The organism is Terrilactibacillus laevilacticus, from assembly GCF_006517395.1.
Classification (GTDB): Bacteria; Bacillota; Bacilli; order Bacillales; family Sporolactobacillaceae; genus Terrilactibacillus; species Terrilactibacillus laevilacticus.
In genome coordinates, this window is sequence record NZ_VDCY01000007.1 from 107,075 (window position 1) to 125,719 (window position 18,645).

An 18,645-nucleotide genomic window follows, 5' to 3' on the forward strand; every position below is an offset into this window, starting at 1 on the left:
GTTTTAGGTCTTTTTCTCAAAAAGGGAAAAACCGCTTAACCGTGGTTTTTTCTTTTTTCAAATGCTGACAATCTCTGTCTAAAGATAGTTAGAATTGAACATACTAGATTGAAAGAATATGTCGTTTAATAGAATGAATCAAGGAGATAAACCTAGATGCAAAACATCTATTTACATATCCTAATCCAAAGTTTAATAGAATTAATCAATCTTGTTGGTGTTGTCATCATTATTGGTTACCTGCTTGGACAAATCGAGCGTTGGTCCAACTTCTTCATGATGCGTGCGTTTGGAATGAAAGGCATTTTATTTACAGCCTGGCTAGGTACACCTATTCATGAAATAGGGCATGCCCTGATGTGCTTTATTTTTCATCACCAAGTCGTGAAAATCAAACTTCTTCAAACAAAAAGCGAGGATGGAACATTAGGTTATGTTATTCATCGATTCAATCGAGGGAGTCTTTATCAAATGATAGGTCATTTCTTCATTGGGATTGCACCTGTCTTTAGCGGAATAGGGTCCCTTCTCCTTCTCCTGTATTTATTTGTGCCTGATTGTTATCACCTATTCAAAGAATATGTTCAAAATCAAACATCGAATCAACCATCTCTGTCAGTTTTTATCTCAGCGAATACATTTCTATTGAAACATCTTTTTTCTTTAGAAAATCTCATTAACCCATTGTTTTATTTGTACCTTTTCTTAAGTATATGTATTGCTTCTCATATTGCATTAAGCCCTCAAGATATAAAAGGAGCAATAAGTGGTTTAATAACTTTATATATCGTTATTTTAATTGGAAATGGTATAGCCCAAATGAGTCATTTTAACAGTCGTTCACCTATTTCTTTTGTAACTCAATACAACGTTTACCTTCTAGTATTCTCTAGTATTGCCATCCTTTTCTCCTTATTTAGTCTGTTAATGAGTTACACATTTTATTTAATAAGAAGCAGTTAACGAAAACTCTCTATCCACTCAAAAAATATACATAGTTTATTTATTAAGACGCATACTAAGAAAAACTAAAACAAAGGAGAATTTTAATTGAAACATTTTTTACAAAAAGTTGTATATGTTATACCATTGACACTCATTCTATTAGGAACAACATCGGTACATGCTCAATCCCCACAAACGCCACAACAATACCAACAACCTAGCCCAGGGATCAAACAAGTGAAACTTTCAGATCCACAAAAGGCCGAACTTGCCAAATTACATAAACAAATGATAAAAGATAAAACAAAAATAATTGAAAAATACGTGTCTTACGGCATACTCAGTAAAGCACAAGGACAAATGATTATCGCTCATATGGAACGTCGGTATGAAAAACTCGAACAAAACGGTTTCCTCCCTACTGGACCACATCATGGCCAAATGCATCACTCTTGGAACGAACAAGCACGTTAATGAAAGCTCATTGCTAGTTCTTTTTGGTGGTTCACCTAGAATAAGTCGAATACTCTTTGATTGAGTTTGGAAGAACTTTGGGGCCTATTTTACTCATAAAGGACCGGGGAAAAAACAGATAGAGATCACTAAAATCGAAACAACACTTAATATTGATCTTAAGAAATGAAGTTAAATATAAATTACTTTCTTAAAGTTATTCACTATCATGGAAATATTAAAATTTACTTTTGCTTTTCCAACTGATGGTAACAAAAAAAGTCGATTTTTTACATACAGAAAATCGGCTTTTTCTGTCTCAAAATTTGCATATTCGTTGTAGGAATCCTATTAAAGTGCGTGTTCAAAAAGGTGACAAATTAGAAGCAAGAAGATCAAGGCGGCGCTGTTTTGAGGGCCGGAATGTAGGTTTTTGCTACATGAGGACCGGAAAAACTAGCCAACGCCGAGATTCGTAGCTTATCATTTGGTGACTTTTTGAACAACCTCTTAAAGAATATTTTCAACCTCCATTTACTCCTTAATGTGAATATGACAACAACGCTGTCACGACTCCAAAATAAACCAAGTACCCATTAATGGGCATTTGGAATTTTAAGTCGTATCAATGATATTTTTTGATTACTTAGTCAGTGAATTGATAGTGTTAGAACAGGAGGGTTCACTTTAATTTGTGCTTCTTTTTGTATTGATTAATTCACCATCATGAATTATGTTTATTTAACACATCTTTACCGCCTGTAACCGAAATGATAGACCCTGTTATGAAATCAGAATCTTCATTGCAAAGGAACGAAATGACACGTGCAATGTCTTCTCCGGTGCCAGTTCTTCCAACTGGATTAGTTAGGTCACTCTTACCTCGAACATCTTCAATATTCATTTCTTTAAACTTATTACGAATATCTCCTGGACAAACCATATTAACTGTGATTCCATTTTCAGCTTCTTCGATAGCGAGCGTTTTAGTCAAAGAGGCAGTCCCGCATTTTGCTGCAGCATAAGCGGAACGAAATTTCCATGCCGGAGCTGTTTCTACTCTATCAAATCCAATGGTAATCATTCTTCCCCACTTATTTACACGCATCAAGGGAAATACTTCTTTTGATAGATAAAAAACGCTGGTTAAATTACCATTAATTATTGAATTCCATTCCTCGGTCGTGTATTCACTCATCTTTTTCATTTCCTTAATAAAAGGACCAGCATTATGAACGAGAATATCAATTCTACCCATCACAGAATGAGTATGATTTACGAGTTTATGAACATCTTCCAAAAGACTAATATCCGATTGAATAGCCATAGACCGTACGCCATAGGTTTCAGAAATAAAACGAGAAGTTTCCTTTGCAGACTCTGAACTGTGAACATAGTTCAACACAATATCTATTCCATTTTTGGCTAATTCTATCGCAGTACGTTTTCCTAAACCAGTTGCACTCCCGGTTATTAAAGCAACCTTATTGCTCAAAATACTCACCCTTAATTTTAAGATTTCTAAAGATCCCACTAATTTTAATTAACAATATAATAAAATAAATACTCTTAGATCGTGGGCTTATTTATTAAGTAAGGATAAAAACTCCGCTCTTGCATCTGGTTTATCTGCAAAAATACCCCGAACAGAAGAAGTGGTCGTGGATGCACTTGATTTTTTAATTCCTCTTCCGCACATGCACATATGCTTGGCTTCAATAACAACCATCGTCCCTTTTGGTTCAAGAACTTCTTCAATAGCTTCAGATATTTGGGTTGTCATACGCTCTTGAACCTGAAATCTTTTCGCATATCCCTCAACCATCCGAGCAATTTTAGAAAGTCCAGTAACCTTCCGATTGGGAATATACCCAACATGAGCTACCCCAAAAAAGGGTGCAAAGTGATGTTCACACATCGAATAAAACTCAATATCTTTCACTAGAACTAATTCCTTGTGATCAACGTCAAATGTTTTTTCCAGATGGAGTTTGGGCTCTTCACGATAGCCTTCGGTGTATTCAAGAAATGCCTTAAGTACCCGATAAGGTGTTTCTTTAAGACCATCTCTATTAGGATTATCCCCACATAAATCAATTAGATCCTTAAAAGCTTCCATAATATGACGAGCCTGATCAACTTTTTTATTAAATTTCAAAGGACTACTAAAAGTCTCGGGGAAATTTTTAGTAATGAGCGTATGCTCTTTTTCCAACATTAAGTTAGCTTCTTTCGTTGTATTCAATGTCTCTCACACTCCAGTAATTAGGGTAATAGAAGTAACACATTTATTACTTTAAGTCTCTATTTTTCAAGAGTAAAATGGTATGAATCTACATCCACAGGTTGATCAAGCGATATACGAAAAACACATCGTCCGTCGCCATTTTGAAATCGTTTGGTTCTTTCTACTTTGTACCCTAGCAATTGAGTAAGGGTAGAGATTGTGACACTACATAGTGCGGGTCTTTTCGTTGCAACATTTAAAAAAGGACAGTTATGTTCAATTAAGCTAATCGCATTCTCCGACTCTTCAATTTCCATAAACACATCATCTTGGAGATATAGCCCTTTTAACGCCTCAACACGTTCGTTAATATCCAATTCTTGTAATTGAGGTTCCCATTTTTTGACACGTGTTTTTGTCATTGTTTCTAAAATCTTTAATAAAGCATCTTGGCCAAGGTTATCTGCCACTGTATCAATAATTTCCATTGTTAATTGATCATAATTTTTAGGGAAAAGGTGTTCCCCTTCAAGTGTTAAATAGTACTGTTTGGCCGGTCTTCCACCTGCTGGGTCTTTACTCTTTTTGCTTTTCCTCTCCACAAAACCCTCTTGCCTTAATTGAAGGAGGTGCTGCCTTAGAGCCTCACCCGTCATGTCTAATTTTGACTGAAGCATGGCGATAGAGGCAGAACCGGATTCCTTTAATATTTTTAATATTTCGCGTTTCGTTTCTGGAAAACTATTGACATTCATCTGTCCTCCTCCTTGTACATATTCTATTTTTATTCTTACTTTTTCCCCAAGCCCAAACGACAAACAAAATAGGTGATGTGACCAGCATCAAATTTCCTTCCTAAAATATTGGGTTTATGTGTAATTTCATTATATATCTATTATTTTAGTTTTCAAAGTTATATGTTGTAAAACTTGGTTAACCTACAATTAGAAAATCTGATCCTGGAGAAATTTTGTTTACGACTTTTTCTACCGTCTACCCCTTTTTTGATGGTTCATCTAGAATATGTCTAATTTACCAGGTTTAAAGGAACTTTGGAGCCTATGTATTTTACTCATGAAAGACTAGGGAGAAAAACATAAAGATAGCTAAGGGACCTTTTGGACTTTTTTCCCATAAAAGAAACTCCCTCATTTTTAAGGGAGCAGCTCAGGTATATATTTTTTTAATTAATGGCGGATGCCTTATCTAATAGTTGTTCACTAGAATGATTCAATCCTCTGATTTTTACATCAATATGGTTTTCCTTGTATTTCTCTACAATTTTGTCTACACCAGCTACTCCTGATTCATCCCAGATATGGGCACGTGTGAAATCAATAACAATGCCTTTTATTCCTTCAGGATTAAAATCAAAAGAAGCAACAAAATCGGTGACAGAAGCAAAGAATAGCTGACCTTCAACTTTATAAAAAAGAGTGCGTTTTTCTTCATCTATGGTTTTTGAAATTTTGATTTTTGAAATTTTTGCCGCAAAGAAAATGGCACTTAAAATAATTCCTGTAATGACACCAAAGGCGAGATTGTGAGTGATCACAACAACGATGACAGTCACTACCATCACAACGACATCCGTTTTTGGAAATTTATGAAGCCGTTTCAATGATGTCCAATCAAACGTACTTAAGGCCACAACGAACATGACAGCGACTAACGCAGCAAGGGGGACTTGAACAACAATGTCACGTAACACCATCATGAGAAGAAAAAGAAAGGCCCCTGCAACAAATGTCGAAAGTCTGCCTCTTCCACCGGACTTCAGATTGATGACGGATTGTCCTATCATGGCACACCCTGCAATTCCGCCGAATAATCCGTTAAACATATTCCCTATTCCTTGCCCAACGCATTCTCTGTTTTTTTGACTTTCCGTATTCGTTTCTTCATCAATCAATTGGGCTGTTAATAAAGTCTCTACTAACCCAACAATGGCCAGTGATATGGAATAGGGTAAAATAATCAAAAGCGTTTCAAAATTAAATGGGATATCAGGGATTAAAAAATGTGGCAACATACTTGATACCTTTCCCATGTCACCAATTGTTTTAACAGGACTTCCCAACCAAATCGAAACAATCGTAATCACAATGATAGCAACTAAGGCGGAGGGAACGGATTTCGTTATTTTAGGAAAAAGATAAATAATCATGAGTCCGCCTGCAACCATCGCATACATTATCCAAGACTCACCTGAAAAAGAGGCAAATTGTGAGGTGAAAATTAAAATAGCTAAGGCATTAACAAAGCCGATCATGACCGCATGAGGGATAAATTTTACTAACCTGCCTACTTTCAATAACCCTAAAATAAATTGAATAATCCCTGTTAAAAAGGTAGCCGCTAACATATACTGAATCCCATGATCTTTGACTAGACCAACAAGTACCAAAGCCATCGCTCCAGCCGCAGCGGAAATCATGCCTGGTCTTCCACCTACAAATGCAATAATCATAGCCGTACAAAAAGAAGCATACAAACCTACCATCGGACTGACGCCTGCAATAATTGAAAAACCGGTTACCTCAGGTATAAGGGCTAAAGAAACAACGATTCCGGCTAATATATCTCCTCGAATGTTTGAAAACCATTCCTTTTTTATGTGATTTATCATCTTGCACCACTTTTCATTTTTTAAAATAATCCTATGGTTTTTATTATAGGAGACATAATTTATTCAGACAACTAGATGAGAACAACATTTCATATGTTTCAAGTTAAAGAGGTCAAATCCTTTGTGAAAAAATGGACAATCCGTTAAACAAGGACCTAGACTATTAGAAGAATTTTTAAAAGACATGGTTCCTTGTTGTTACACCAGTTGTCATGACGAATCTTCAAAATGGAAAAAAATCGTTACAAAAGAGGATCATGTTGAATTTGGATAACCCACCTATTTTAAAAGAGAATGGACACTTGGTTCATTCTCTTAGCTTTTGTTCATCTTAAAATAAGGATCAAATAGGTAGGGAAATAATGACCTTTTTACATAGATCAAAAATCAACATAGATTTCTAAATGACTTTAACTGCACCGCCATCAATGAGGAATGTTTGTCCTGTCATATATGTATTGCCACTAGAAACCATAAAAGCCACCATGCGACCAAATTCTTCTGGAGTTCCATATCGATTAAGTGGGATCTCTTCTTTAGACTGCCTTGCGACTTCATCTGCAGGAAGACCTGTTTCATCAGCCTTTTTTTGATCCAGTGATTTTACTCGATCTGTATCAATTCGTCCAGGAGCAACCGTATTAACCAAAATATTGTATGGAGCAAGTTCTTCTGCTAAAGTTTTCATTAAACCTATAACGCCAGTACGAATGGTATTTGACAAGATAAGACCCGGAATTGGTTGTTTAACTGATGAAGAAACAACAGACATAATATGACCACCAGATTGTTTTAGATCCGGAAGAACAGCTCTCGTTAAACGAATATAACTTAAGAGGTTTAATTCGAATGCTTTCTGCCAATCCTGGTCCGAAAAATCATCAAATGTTCCAGCGGGTGGTCCACCGCCATTATTAATTAATATATCGATTTTTCCAAATGCCTGATGCGTTTTTTCGATAAGGTTTGTAATATCGGACATTTTTGTAATATCCGCTTTGCAATACACTACTTGTCCAGATTCATAGGCAAGTAATTGCTTATGAACATGTGCAAGTTTTGTCTCATCCCGACTGGTCAGCATGACATTAGCCCCTTCTTTTACTAACTCAGTAGCTATCGCTTTTCCAAGACCTTGACTTGAGGCAATGACAAGTGCAACTTTTCCTTGTAAATTTAGGTTCATAAATACCTATACCTTCCTTTAAACATCGTATTTCGATCATCTTATTTCTATCATAACTTAAAAGTAGCTATTTTTAAAAACAATCCACACATCCTTTATATAAAAAAACCAGACACTCTATTTATTTAGAATGTCTGGTTTTTAACTATTTGTCTTTCATATTATTGATCATTAGTCTTTTATGGCTAAATCTCCTTTAGGTCCAAAAAATTCATAGTTAATTTGAGATTCAGGAACGTTCCAGCCAATCAATATATTATATATTTGACTCATAAAGGTCGTTGGCCCACAGAAATAAAAGTCTGCATCCTTGGACTCAATCAATTTTTCTAACCACTCACTATCAATTCTGCCATATCTTTTTATATCTTCATATTTATTTGTGTCTTGTGATAAGGCAATATGAATTTTAAGTTGTGGTGCTTTTTCTTTTAGTTTTGTTAATTCTTCTTTAAACGCAAGTTTGTCTGCATCTTTTGCAGAATGAATCCATGTTATATGACGTTTAGGATTTTCTTTAATAACCTTTTTAGTCATAGACATTAAAGGGGTTTGACCAATACCTGCGCTAATAAAAACAATGGGTCTTTCGGAAGATTGTAATGTAAACTCTCCTGCAGGGGCACTTACTTCAAGCGTATCACCCGGTTTTATTTGATCATGCAAGTAATTGGAAACCAAACCTTCAGGATATTGATCTCCGCCTTCTTCCCGTTTGACACTTATTCTCAAATAATCCTCATTTGGCACGTCTGAGAGACTATACTGACGGATTTGAAAATACTCAGAACCCGGAATACGAACTCTTACACTAATATATTGACCGGGTTGATGAAGAGGAAGCGGCTGGCCAGATTCAGGTTTTAAATAAAATGACTTTATAATTGAACTTTCTTGTTTAATATCGGATACCTTAAACGGTGCGAAATCTTCCCAACCGCCCTTTTCCATCACTTCGTCTCTTAAACCATTTTCAATCGATATAAATACATCCGCTATTTGTCCGTATGCTTCTGCCCATGCTTGTATAATTTCATCTGTTGCAGCATCTTTTAAAACATGTTTGATCGCCCATAAAAGGTTCTCACCAACAATCGGATATTGTTCTGGTTTAATGCCTAGACTTCGATGCTTTTCTGCGACTAATTTAACCGATGGTAAAAGGGCTTCAAGATGGTCGATATGTTTCGCCGCTTGTAATACCATTTGTGCCAGAGCACGCGGTTGAGTTAATCTTTTTTGATTTGTTTGATTAAACACATTTTTAAGTTCTGGATTTGTCCCTAACATGTGCTTATAAAAAGCTATGGTGATCTCTTCTCCCTTACTTTCTAATACAGGAACGGTTGATTTAATAATTTCAATTGTTTTTGTATCCACGAAGAATACCTTCTTTCTAAAAAATTATCGTCTGTGACTATTATCACATATAACATGTATTTAATATACATCTTTTCTTGTGACAATTTTATGAACATTTTTTTATGTATACAGCGTGTATTAAAAAAAAGTATACTATGTAATATGAGGTGAAATTATGAAATTAACGCAATTCAGTGACTATTCATTACGTGTTCTTATTGCACTTGGAGCACTACCTAAAGAAAAGAAAATTAGCATCGAAGAATTATCTATGGCCTTTCATATATCTAAAAACCACTTGATGAAGGTTGTTCATCAGTTAGGAAAACTAGAGTTAATTACAACTGTACGAGGCAGAAACGGAGGAATTTACTTATCTAAAGCGCCTAAGGATATTAATATAGGCTGGGTCATCAGACATACTGAAGACCATTTTCATTTAGTTGAATGCTTTAATAGAGAAAATAACCAATGCTTTATCACCCCTGTTTGCGGCTATCAAGCCATTCTAAATGAAGCGGTGAATCAATTTCTAGCTACTCTAGATAAATATACATTGGAAGACGTTTTAGGGGATCGTCAAGTATTACAAAATATGATTGTAAGTTCACTTTATGGTTAAAATGATCGATATGCATTTATTTGTCTGAAACTTTTTGGCCGTAAATCTTGTTTGGGTATTCTAAAAAAATAAACCCACATAATGTCCATTTCTAGACAGTATGGGGGTTTATTTTATATATGATTGATATCTTCTTCTACCCGCTTGATCCATTCTTCAACTAAAGATTCAAATAAAATACTCTGCTCAATCTGGAGGTTATGCCCTGCTCGATCAAGAACAACTGTCGTTGCTCTTGTATATCTTTCTTCTATGCCTAAAGCATCTTTATAACCCACCGTTGCATCTTGTCTACCTAATAAAAATAGCGTAGGTTTATCAAATGAGCCAACAGCTTCATCAACTTGGAATGAGAAGGCATATTGACTTTTTAATCTTTTTAATACGGCTTTATCTGCAAGTGAACACCCATCTAATATTTCAGCCTTTAATCGATTCCAATTATATTCATCGAGTACGACGGATGACGTTCTAAATATGTCTTGTTGACGTTGTTTTAAGGATTGTAAAAAGGCACGATCTTCGTAAATAATCGTATGTGAAGGCAAATCTCTCTCATCCATACTAGGAATAATCATTGGACAAATAAAAACAGCACCTAGTATACGATCTTTCATTTTAGAAATAATGCCACGGGTCAAATAACCACCATAAGATTCTCCCGCAATTAAAAATGGTCCCTCAGGTATGACAGTGTGAATAAATTCAAGTAATACATCCAGTACGTCATTTGAACTATTTACATTCTCGCAATCTCTCGTCTTCCCCATTCCAGGAAGATCTATGTATATACGTCTATAACCCGATTTTTTCTTAAAAATAGGCTCCATACAGCCTTTCATTAAGTGATGGTCAGGATTAAAGCCATGGATCATTAATATAGGCAGACCTTCACCAATTGTTTCATAATATACCTTTGCTTTAGTCGTTTGGCATTCCACTGGCCTATCATCCTTTCAAGAGAAAAGTGTACGAAAATCTCGCTTATCGGGTAATTACTCCTTAGAAAACGGCCACTACTGAAATTTCACTTAATTAAGGTGTGATCATTTCTTGTATATCTATATTTACTCATGGTAAATTATAGCTATTCAATAGAGAAATAGGCGACAAACATTTATACTGTCTTAATATATAAATCTAGATATCTAGAATATATTCTATAAGAGGTTGTTCAAAAAGTACACCAAATGATAAGCTGCGAATCTCGGCACCCAGGACGGGCTAGTACTGGTGTTCAGGCAGAATGCCAGCGTACTTAGCCGCAACCTTTTTCATTTGTCACCTTTTTGAACACGCACTATAAACAAATCGTTTAATTAACAAACTATATGATCAATCGGGGGTATGCATGTGTCAAAATCAAATAATATCACTCGATGGGTGCTCACCATCGGTTGTGCCATTATCATCGCTCTTCTTCTTCGGAATGTGATTTTCACTAAATATATTGTTGAAGGTAAATCTATGATGCCGACTTTACAAGATGGCAATCGACTGATTGTAAATAAAATGGATTATAATTTAAGTAAGCCAGAGCGATTTGACATTATCATTTTCCATGCCACAAAACATAAAGATTTTGTTAAACGCATTATTGGACTTCCGGGTGATCGAATTGATTACCAAAACGATGTCTTGCATGTTAATGGACGCGCCGTCAAAGAACCCTTTTTAAATGAAAATAAGAAGAAAATTCTTTCTGGTTTATTAACAAATGATTTCCCTGATGAAGGTACCATCGAAGTACCGAAGGATAAATTATTTGTTATGGGGGATAATCGCTTGTATAGTTTTGACAGCCGTCAGATTGGCTTTATTGATATGAAGAATGTTGTTGGAAAAGTGAATCTTTGCTATTGGCCTTATTCAAAATTCAAAATTGTCCATTAGTGAATCATTCCCATTAATGAATACGTCATGTAATGCTAAATATTATTGTGCGACTGGATCGTTTAAACACTGATCTAAAATCCATTCCCAAGGACCGAATCCAGATTCGATATTAATATGCCCTTTGTTTTCTAGAATCGTAGATATCGCGCCACAATCTAAATATATTTTCGCATCCTCAATCGGGCAATATGGATCATTCGTTGAGACAATAAGCTGAGTTTTATTGGCAACTAAGCAAACATCACTTAAATTGTCTGGTACGGGATAAAAAGACTGGATTTCCTCAACTTTGCTATATGGTGACGGCGGAGCGACTAAAATAACTCGGCTTACTTTCCGATTTGTTAAGACGGCATAGTGAAACCATAATATGCAGCCCAAACTATGGGTAACGACGATAATTTCTTCGTCTTTTGGAATTTCATCCATTAGGGCTTTCAATATCTGAAGCCACTTTTCTTTATTCGGATGATGTTTTTCAGGAAATGAAGGATAATAGACTGTTTCTCCTTTATCCACCAATTGCTTATATAGCCACGTCTGCCAATGAGCAGCTCCACTCCCACCTAACCCATGTAAAATGACAAAACTTCTACTCATAATAAAAAACCTCCGTACTTAACCTAACATGTATGTTCATTTTATTATCATTATATACTGAAAGAATCGAGAAAAGTAATATAAAAATATTATAACACCTATTTGTTTACTGGGAGTAATTTGTTTTTTCAGACGAGGAAATTATTGTAGGCATTCAACTTCTTACACATGTGTGATTCCCATAACTTTTGGATATATTGTCTAATAGTGCGTGTTCAAAAAGGTGACAAATGAAAAGGGTTACTGGCTAAGTACTCTGGCATCCTGAAAGAAACGCCAGTACTAGCCCGTCCTGGGCGTCGGAAGGCTAAGAGCGGCGGCAAGTTCCCGAGGACCGGCATTCCTCGCGTTGGGGTAGCTTCAGGCGTCAGCACAGGACGTGAGCGATTTTAGCAAGCGATCCTCTTGTATCCACTACATGAGGAACGGAAAAACAAGTGGGTGCCGAGATTCGTAGCTTATTATTTGGTGACTTTTTCGAGCAACCTCTAATAAGGATATTAATTATTGGTTAGGTGGTGTTCTCTTTGTATCGATCCATTCTTATAGGTGTCGGCTTGGTGATTATCTCGGTTTTTTATGCGATCTATAAAAGAAGCTTTGATTCGTTATTAAGTGCTTCTGGTGCTTTCTCCATATTTCTTCTCATTTTAGTGATCTTATCATTATGCGTATCTACAGTCATCCACTCTATAAAAACAAACTCTCCAGATGAGCATCCCGATCTCACTTGGACTATGCAACTTTTTATGGCTGCTTTCCCCTGTATGTTAACAGGAGTTGGCTTGTATGTTTTAATGTGTTTTTATAAGTTAATTTATATGTAGATTTCCATATCACAGTAAAAAGCTCCACTTCCAAAAAATAAGAGAGGAGGCTCCTATTATTAAGTGGAGCTATGTGCACTTATAAAAAATTATTTAACTTCCGCTCTATAGATGGTCACTTTCATTGGTTCTGATAAAAACTCTCCAGACTTTTCTCCAAATGCCCTAAAGTGGGGTTCTTGATTATGAATATGAACAGCCTCTTCATCTTTCCATTCTTCAACCATAATAAACGTATTTGGGTCTGAGACATCTTCAAAAAGATTATAACTAATATTTCCTACTTCCGCCTTAGATCCTGCAATTAACGGTTTCGTTTCAACAAGAAAACCTTCACGTTGCGCTGGACTGACTTTGAATAATGCATGAATAATAATCAACTTTTATTCCTCCAGAAAGTCATATTTAATGATCTCTACATTTCTTATTTTAGAGGTTGTTCAAAAAGTCATCAAATGATAAGCTGCGAATCTCGGCGCCCACTTGTTTTTCCGGTCCTCATATAGCAAAAACCTACATTCCGGTCCTCAAAACAGCGCCGCCTTGATCTTCTTGCTTCTAATTTGCCACCTTTTTGAACACGCACTTTTAGCTTAAATTACCATACAAAACGATTCATGTGCCCTATATAAATGGGGAAAAGTATGTCATATAACATAAGAAAGGACGTAGCCCTCATGTATCATAAATCAAACCAAAGAAGATTTGTCTTGTATATAGCATCTTTAATTCTTTTCTTGTTTACGATATTTTGTCCCTTTAATCAATCAAAGGCAGCTAGATCTAACGCTGTTGTGATAAAAATCAAAGAGTTAGCTAAGGACATTCAATATCCTGTTATCACAGCAGGAATAAAAAATAAGGAAGTTTTAAATAAAATCAACCAATCTTTTCTCAACCACGCAAAACGCATTAAAAAGGAAGATGAGAAGGTAAAAAAACAGTATGAACACGACAAATTAATCGGTATCCCTGGTCCGTACTATGCGATAACAAAACCTATTATAAGATTTAATCAGGAACACCGATTAAGTGTCTCCTTTTTAGATTCCACATTTACAGGAGGAGCTCATGGTAATACGTATGAAGAAGTGTATAACTACAATATCAATAACGGAAATAGATATCATCTTGATGATATTGTCCGAACACCGAAACAAGTCGATAAAGTGAATCGTTATATCAAAAAACAACTGATTAAGCTGAAAGAGTCTGGACGATACGATATATTTTTAGATGAATTTACAGGGATTGATACAAAAAAAGATCAATTTTATTTTTATCATGATGGCTTTGTAATGGTTTTTCAACTCTACCAAATTGCCCCTTATTCAAATGGGATTATTCACCTGAAAGTACCGTATTCTGTGTTTAAGTAATAAAAAAACTTTCATATGAAGTTTTTTGTTTGCAAAAGGATTAGAAGGCCAAATTTAAGCCAATAGGAATTCCAATGGCATCACTGCCATGGCCAAGTCGTTCCGTTTTTGCGATAGGTAAATGATATTTTTCAGTGATGTGAAGAATAAGATCTTCTATGCTTGGCTTTTGCTTTGTGTCTTGCATCTCTGAAAAAGTACCTAGCAAAATGCCCTTACATGCGGAAAAAGCCCCTATTTGTTCTAATTGAGATAACATAGATGCCATCCGAGCAGACTTCCCTCCTAGCGCTTCTAAGAAAAGAACTTTTTGATTTAAGTCAGGAAAATAGCGTGTCCCAGACAATTTTAAGAAGCATCGCAAATTCCCACCAACAACGACTCCTTCCATACTCTCTCCTCGTAGCCATTGATAGGCAAAGTCAGTTTGTTTTAAGACGTCTTTTTCTTGCATAAAGGCGTTTATAAACCATTCTATTTGTCTCTCGGCATGCCGACCAATTAATGTCGAAATGGCAAAATGGACTGTAGGTAAACCCGTACATGTAAGTAGGGCATTATTAATAACAGATAAATCACTCATTCCCACAAACCATTTTGGATGCTTTCTAATCAGATCAAAATCTAAATAAGGTAAGATTTGATTTGCTGCATCTCCTCCAGAGATATCAAAAATAGCTTTGACATGGTCTGAAGTAAACAACCGCATCAGTTCATCCGCTCTTTCTTTTGGCGTCCCACTAAACGGCGTATCATTTTGTTGATAAATGGTGCTTGCCCATTCTAGGTCGAGCCCCATATCTGAAAGAACTTTTTCTAATTCCTTCAATCTGTCTTTATATTTTAAAGGGCGACCGTCTGAACAAGCTATTAATCCGATTGTGTCTCCTCTTTTTATGATCGACATTTCTTTCATTCCTTTCTAAGTGAACTAAATCTCCTAATAGAGGTTGCTTGAAAAAGTCACCAAATGATAAGCTGCGAATTCTCGACGCCCGCTCGTTTTTCCGGTCCTCATGTAGCAAAAACCTACATTCTGGTCCTCAAAACAGCTCCGCCTTAACCTCCGACGCCCAGGACGGGCTAGTACTGGCGTTCTGGCAGGATGCCAGCGTACTTAGCCAGTAACCCTTTTTATTTGTCACCTATTTGAACACGCACTTAAAGTCAGCAACTTTCTAGACTAAAAATTATGATCTAACCTATCTCTAAATAAGGATCTATCCGCCAGTATATACCTTCCTTTTATTCTAGACAGAGAATTTAATTAAGTAAAATGAGCGAAAAATTTGTTGAAAACTTTTGACTTTCCACAATTTGGTCTTTAGTCTGCATTAATAAAATAATTATCCACAAAACATACGTTTTTACCCTGTTAATATTGTTAATAATGTGCATAACTACTTTTTAACTGTGTACAATGTGGATAAATTAAAGGATTTCTGTTAATAATTCGTTTTTTTATTGTGAATAATTTGTGATCAAATTGTTTATAACCTGTTGATAACGTATCATTTCAAAAGAGAAATTTGTCGAAAAATAGAATTCAGTGAAAAAAACAAGCCAAAGGTTCGGGTTATTTTTTCACAGATTAGTCAAAATGATTAATGGCTATTTTTGGATTATGATCCAAGATTATATATTCTAAACTAAATAAAGGTATCTTTTTAAATCACACTAACAGCCCATATTGAATAGAGTATTTTTAACAAGAAAATGGGAGGTTTAATCGTGTATCCAGAGTACCCCTATTACTCATCCACTGAAAAATGTGAAGAAGTTCCTTTAGCTTTTCCACCTCAACATCAGAATTACCAACCAGGCATGGAATATTCAATGAATCCTAAACCAGTTTTTGAAAACCCACATGTAAAAGGTTCCCAAAAGCTGTTAAATAAAGTTGCGGTCATTTCTGGTGGAGACAGCGGCATTGGACGCGCAGCTGCTATAGCCTTTGCAAAAGAAGGCGCAGATGTCGCTATTATTTACTTAAATGAGCACAAAGATGCTGCCTTTACAAAACAACGCATAGAGCAACTAGGAAGAAGATGTTTGGCAATACCTTCTGATCTTCAATACGAAGCTAACTCCGTTCAATCCATTCAGCATGTTATATCCTATTTCGGGCGGATTGATATATTAGTCAATAACTGCGCTGTACAATATATACAAAACAGTATTTTAAACATCTCTGAAGCTCAATTAGACCATACATTTAGAACGAATATCTATTCATATTTCTTTTTAACAAAAGCAGCCCTCCCTTACATGGGGCCAGGAAGTTCCATTATTAACACAACTTCAGTTAATGCCTATAGAGGACATAAAACGCTCATCGACTATACATCAACCAAAGGCGCCATCGTTGGCTTTACGCGCGCTCTTGCTTTGAACCTTGTTGAAAAAGATATTCGAGTCAATCAAATTGCACCAGGTCCGATATGGACGCCTTTAATTGTTTCTTCTTTCTCAGCTGAAGAAGTATCAAGATTTGGAACTGATGCTCCTATGAGACGAGCAGGTCAGCCATTCGAACTTGCCGATGCTTATGTCTATTTAGCCTCAGATTCATCGAGATATGTCACGGGTGAAAGCATTCATATCAATGGCGGTGGATTTGTTGGAGGATAATAAAGGAAGTTTTTTGGATAGGGGGGAGATTTGAAAAATTTCCCCTTATTTATTTTTTTGAACGGCACATAATCTAATGATACACAAATTCAGTGAATTAAAGCGGTTTGTATTTTCATAAAAAGAGGAGTGACTAACCATAGGAAAGATTGACAGACGAACATGAGAGATAAATTTAGCATCGTTATGATAAGTCACTCTTGTTAAAGTTACCTGGTTAATTTAAAGAAAATATAGTATCCCAGCTATGAGAAATGAAACGACCCCTATGCCTCCTGTCCAAAAAGCCATTTTTGTACGAAAATTCCGGTGCTCTTTTGTTTCAGAAAAAAATTAGCCCGAAACGCATCACCGTCTAGCCCAGAACCTAAAAAAGCGCCCGATAATAAAATGGCCACGCCTCCGAGTATGATGAAAAAAAACATCGATCTTCCCCTCCTTGATTTAATATACTTATATACAGGGCAAAAAGTTTACAAATTATATATGAATTGGGTTGAGTAGTAGTTCTAAAAAAACGCCCTGATTCAATATAAATGTCAGGCATTACATGTTTTCGATTATTTTTGAGTAAGTGATGTTGTGAAAATTCCCGTTTTCTTTATTCGATTGGCTGCCTCTCTTAAACGATCATCGTCATTTAATAGGCTAAGACGTACATATTGACTGCCATTTTTTCCAAATCCTTCACCTGGAGCAACAACGACTTGGACTTCATCTAATAAAAATTCAGTGAAGGTTCTAGATGTAAAACCTTCGGGAACTTTAAACCAGGCAAAGAAAGACCCTTTCGGTGCAGAAACATCCCAACCAATCTCTCTCATACTCTGAACTAATACATTCCGCCTGTGTTCATATAACTTAGCCAATTCGTTCACTGAATCTTGATTCGATAACAAAGCAACAGCTGCTGCATCTTGAACAGCACCAAACACGTTGCTAAATGCATGGTCATGAAAACGATCCAATGCATCAATAATAGAGGCATTACCTACGGCAAAACCTAAGCGCCAGCCAGCCATGTTATATGTTTTCGAAGCTGTATATGTTTCAACACCATACTCTTTACCACCTGGCATTTGTAGTAAGCTTAGGGGCTTATGACCATCAAATCCAAAAGCCCCATAGGCAAAGTCATGCATAATGGGCAGTTGGTTTTCTTTGGCAAAGTCGATTGTTTTTTCAAAGAAATCAGGCGTGGCAATGGCTCCTGTCGGGTTATTTGGATAATTAATCATCAAGAGCTTGGCTTTTTCTGCAATGTCTGTTGGAACCAGATTGTAATCAGGCAAGAAATCATCTTTCTCATATACAGGGATATTAAATATTTCTGCTCTTGCAAGTTTCGCAGCTGAATAATAGATGGGATAAGTCGGATCCGTTGTAATCAGATAATCCCCTGGTTCAAGCAAAGCTTGCGGAATTCCTACAATCCCAATGGTCGAACCATTGAAAATCGTCACTTCCGTTTCCGGATCGATATCAACGTTATATTCCCGTTTGTAAAATGTACTGATCGCCTCACGAATATTTTTCTTTGCACGAAATGGTGGATAACCACGATTATCATCACGATCGATCGCATCTTTTAGTGCTTGAACGATATGCGGTGGCGTCGGTTGATCTGGGCTGCCACTGGCGAGATTGATGACATCGATTCCTTTTTCTTTATAGGCTGTCACTTTATTTTCAATTTTACTAAAATAATTTGGGGGAAGCTGATCAACAATAGAAGACGCTTTAAAGTTCACCATTTATAAATACTCCTTTTAATTCCTTTCATCATACATCCATACGAAGGCATTAACTTTCTAATACTTAATTCAACTGGATAACTACGGATGTCAATATACGCCACCATGTTTCAAGGAAAGTTTTTATTTAAATT

17 protein-coding genes are annotated in these 18,645 nt (G+C 36.1%); 6 read left to right on the plus strand and 11 right to left on the minus strand.

The features are described from left to right. The first annotated feature begins 156 nt into the window (after nt 1-156). Nucleotides 157-963: a hypothetical protein gene (locus FG390_RS09940; RefSeq protein WP_141190876.1), complete on the plus strand. Its 807-nt coding sequence runs from the start codon at nt 157-159 to the stop codon at nt 961-963. An 87-nt stretch (nt 964-1,050) separates the two neighbouring features. After that, the gene (locus tag FG390_RS09945) at nt 1,051-1,419 is read left to right on the plus strand and encodes a YckD family protein (RefSeq protein WP_141190877.1); all 369 of its coding nucleotides are present in this window, start codon (nt 1,051-1,053) and stop codon (nt 1,417-1,419) included. A 703-nt stretch (nt 1,420-2,122) separates the two neighbouring features. On the opposite strand, the gene FG390_RS09950 is transcribed toward FG390_RS09945, so the two are convergent. From FG390_RS09950 to hmpA, 6 genes are all read right to left on the minus strand, one after another. After that, nucleotides 2,123-2,902, minus strand: a complete 780-nt coding sequence (locus tag FG390_RS09950) for an SDR family oxidoreductase (protein ID WP_309147195.1) — start codon at nt 2,900-2,902, stop codon at nt 2,123-2,125. Between the two features lie 78 nt (nt 2,903-2,980). After that, entirely contained in the window at nt 2,981-3,616 is a 636-nt protein-coding gene (gene folE, locus FG390_RS09955) for a GTP cyclohydrolase I FolE (RefSeq protein WP_141190917.1), read from the minus strand. An 86-nt stretch (nt 3,617-3,702) separates the two neighbouring features. Next, nucleotides 3,703-4,380, minus strand: a complete 678-nt coding sequence (locus tag FG390_RS09960) for a helix-turn-helix transcriptional regulator (protein ID WP_141190879.1) — start codon at nt 4,378-4,380, stop codon at nt 3,703-3,705. Nucleotides 4,381-4,808: 428 nt separating this feature from the next. Continuing rightward, nucleotides 4,809-6,254, minus strand: a complete 1,446-nt coding sequence (locus FG390_RS09965; protein WP_141190880.1) for a SulP family inorganic anion transporter — start codon at nt 6,252-6,254, stop codon at nt 4,809-4,811. A gap of 400 nt (nt 6,255-6,654) precedes the next feature. Beyond that, nucleotides 6,655-7,440, minus strand: coding sequence for an SDR family oxidoreductase (locus tag FG390_RS09970; protein ID WP_141190881.1), 786 nt, complete (start codon nt 7,438-7,440; stop codon nt 6,655-6,657). 171 nt (nt 7,441-7,611) lie between these two features. Further along, nucleotides 7,612-8,820, minus strand: a complete 1,209-nt coding sequence (hmpA, locus tag FG390_RS09975; RefSeq protein WP_141190882.1) for an NO-inducible flavohemoprotein — start codon at nt 8,818-8,820, stop codon at nt 7,612-7,614. Nucleotides 8,821-8,977: 157 nt separating this feature from the next. Between hmpA and FG390_RS09980 the strand changes: the two genes are divergently transcribed. Then, nucleotides 8,978-9,424, plus strand: a complete 447-nt coding sequence (locus FG390_RS09980) for an RrF2 family transcriptional regulator (RefSeq protein ID WP_141190883.1) — start codon at nt 8,978-8,980, stop codon at nt 9,422-9,424. 113 nt (nt 9,425-9,537) lie between these two features. Here FG390_RS09980 and FG390_RS09985 read toward each other — a convergent pair whose 3' ends face one another. Then, a complete protein-coding gene (locus FG390_RS09985) occupies nt 9,538-10,365 on the minus strand; it encodes an alpha/beta fold hydrolase (protein ID WP_246092806.1) in 828 nt (275 codons plus the stop codon). 406 nt (nt 10,366-10,771) lie between these two features. On the opposite strand from FG390_RS09985, the gene lepB reads away from it, so the two are divergent. After that, nucleotides 10,772-11,317 carry a signal peptidase I gene (gene lepB, locus FG390_RS09990; protein WP_141190884.1) on the plus strand — a complete coding sequence of 182 codons (546 nt, stop codon included), beginning with the start codon at nt 10,772-10,774 and terminating at the stop codon, nt 11,315-11,317. 42 nt (nt 11,318-11,359) lie between these two features. Here lepB and FG390_RS09995 read toward each other — a convergent pair whose 3' ends face one another. Both FG390_RS09995 and FG390_RS10005 read right to left on the minus strand, forming a co-directional pair. Further along, complete coding sequence (locus FG390_RS09995; RefSeq protein ID WP_141190885.1) at nt 11,360-11,920, minus strand: RBBP9/YdeN family alpha/beta hydrolase; 561 nt, start codon at nt 11,918-11,920, stop codon at nt 11,360-11,362. Between the two features lie 916 nt (nt 11,921-12,836). Beyond that, complete coding sequence (locus FG390_RS10005) at nt 12,837-13,127, minus strand: putative quinol monooxygenase (protein ID WP_141190887.1); 291 nt, start codon at nt 13,125-13,127, stop codon at nt 12,837-12,839. A 297-nt stretch (nt 13,128-13,424) separates the two neighbouring features. On the opposite strand from FG390_RS10005, the gene FG390_RS10010 reads away from it, so the two are divergent. Continuing rightward, a complete protein-coding gene (locus tag FG390_RS10010; protein ID WP_181406453.1) occupies nt 13,425-14,126 on the plus strand; it encodes a DUF3298 and DUF4163 domain-containing protein in 702 nt (233 codons plus the stop codon). A gap of 40 nt (nt 14,127-14,166) precedes the next feature. On the opposite strand, the gene FG390_RS10015 is transcribed toward FG390_RS10010, so the two are convergent. Next, on the minus strand, nt 14,167-15,033 hold the full coding sequence (locus FG390_RS10015) for a S66 peptidase family protein (protein WP_141190889.1): 867 nt from the start codon (nt 15,031-15,033) through the stop codon (nt 14,167-14,169). A gap of 824 nt (nt 15,034-15,857) precedes the next feature. On the opposite strand from FG390_RS10015, the gene FG390_RS10020 reads away from it, so the two are divergent. Continuing rightward, entirely contained in the window at nt 15,858-16,757 is a 900-nt protein-coding gene (locus tag FG390_RS10020) for an SDR family oxidoreductase (protein ID WP_141190890.1), read from the plus strand. Between the two features lie 560 nt (nt 16,758-17,317). Here FG390_RS10020 and FG390_RS10025 read toward each other — a convergent pair. After that, nucleotides 17,318-18,511 (minus strand): aminotransferase class I/II-fold pyridoxal phosphate-dependent enzyme, encoded by a 1,194-nt coding sequence (locus tag FG390_RS10025; RefSeq protein ID WP_141190891.1) that lies wholly within the window; start codon nt 18,509-18,511, stop codon nt 17,318-17,320. Nucleotides 18,512-18,645: the final 134 nt, after the last annotated feature.

What these genes read in the sequence shown, in the direction of transcription:
- FG390_RS09940 (WP_141190876.1), top strand. Translation starts at nt 157, where the DNA reads ATGCAAAACATCTATTTACATATCCTAATCCAAAGTTTAATAGAATTA.
- folE (WP_141190917.1), bottom strand. Translation starts at nt 3,616, where the DNA reads ATGTTGGAAAAAGAGCATACGCTCATTACTAAAAATTTCCCCGAGACT.
- FG390_RS09960 (WP_141190879.1), bottom strand. Translation starts at nt 4,380, where the DNA reads ATGAATGTCAATAGTTTTCCAGAAACGAAACGCGAAATATTAAAAATA.
- FG390_RS09965 (WP_141190880.1), bottom strand. Translation starts at nt 6,254, where the DNA reads ATGATAAATCACATAAAAAAGGAATGGTTTTCAAACATTCGAGGAGAT.
- FG390_RS09970 (WP_141190881.1), bottom strand. Translation starts at nt 7,440, where the DNA reads ATGAACCTAAATTTACAAGGAAAAGTTGCACTTGTCATTGCCTCAAGT.
- FG390_RS09980 (WP_141190883.1), top strand. Translation starts at nt 8,978, where the DNA reads ATGAAATTAACGCAATTCAGTGACTATTCATTACGTGTTCTTATTGCA.
- lepB (WP_141190884.1), top strand. Translation starts at nt 10,772, where the DNA reads ATGCATGTGTCAAAATCAAATAATATCACTCGATGGGTGCTCACCATC.
- FG390_RS09995 (WP_141190885.1), bottom strand. Translation starts at nt 11,920, where the DNA reads ATGAGTAGAAGTTTTGTCATTTTACATGGGTTAGGTGGGAGTGGAGCT.
- FG390_RS10010 (WP_181406453.1), top strand. Translation starts at nt 13,425, where the DNA reads ATGTATCATAAATCAAACCAAAGAAGATTTGTCTTGTATATAGCATCT.
- FG390_RS10015 (WP_141190889.1), bottom strand. Translation starts at nt 15,033, where the DNA reads ATGTCGATCATAAAAAGAGGAGACACAATCGGATTAATAGCTTGTTCA.
- FG390_RS10025 (WP_141190891.1), bottom strand. Translation starts at nt 18,511, where the DNA reads ATGGTGAACTTTAAAGCGTCTTCTATTGTTGATCAGCTTCCCCCAAAT.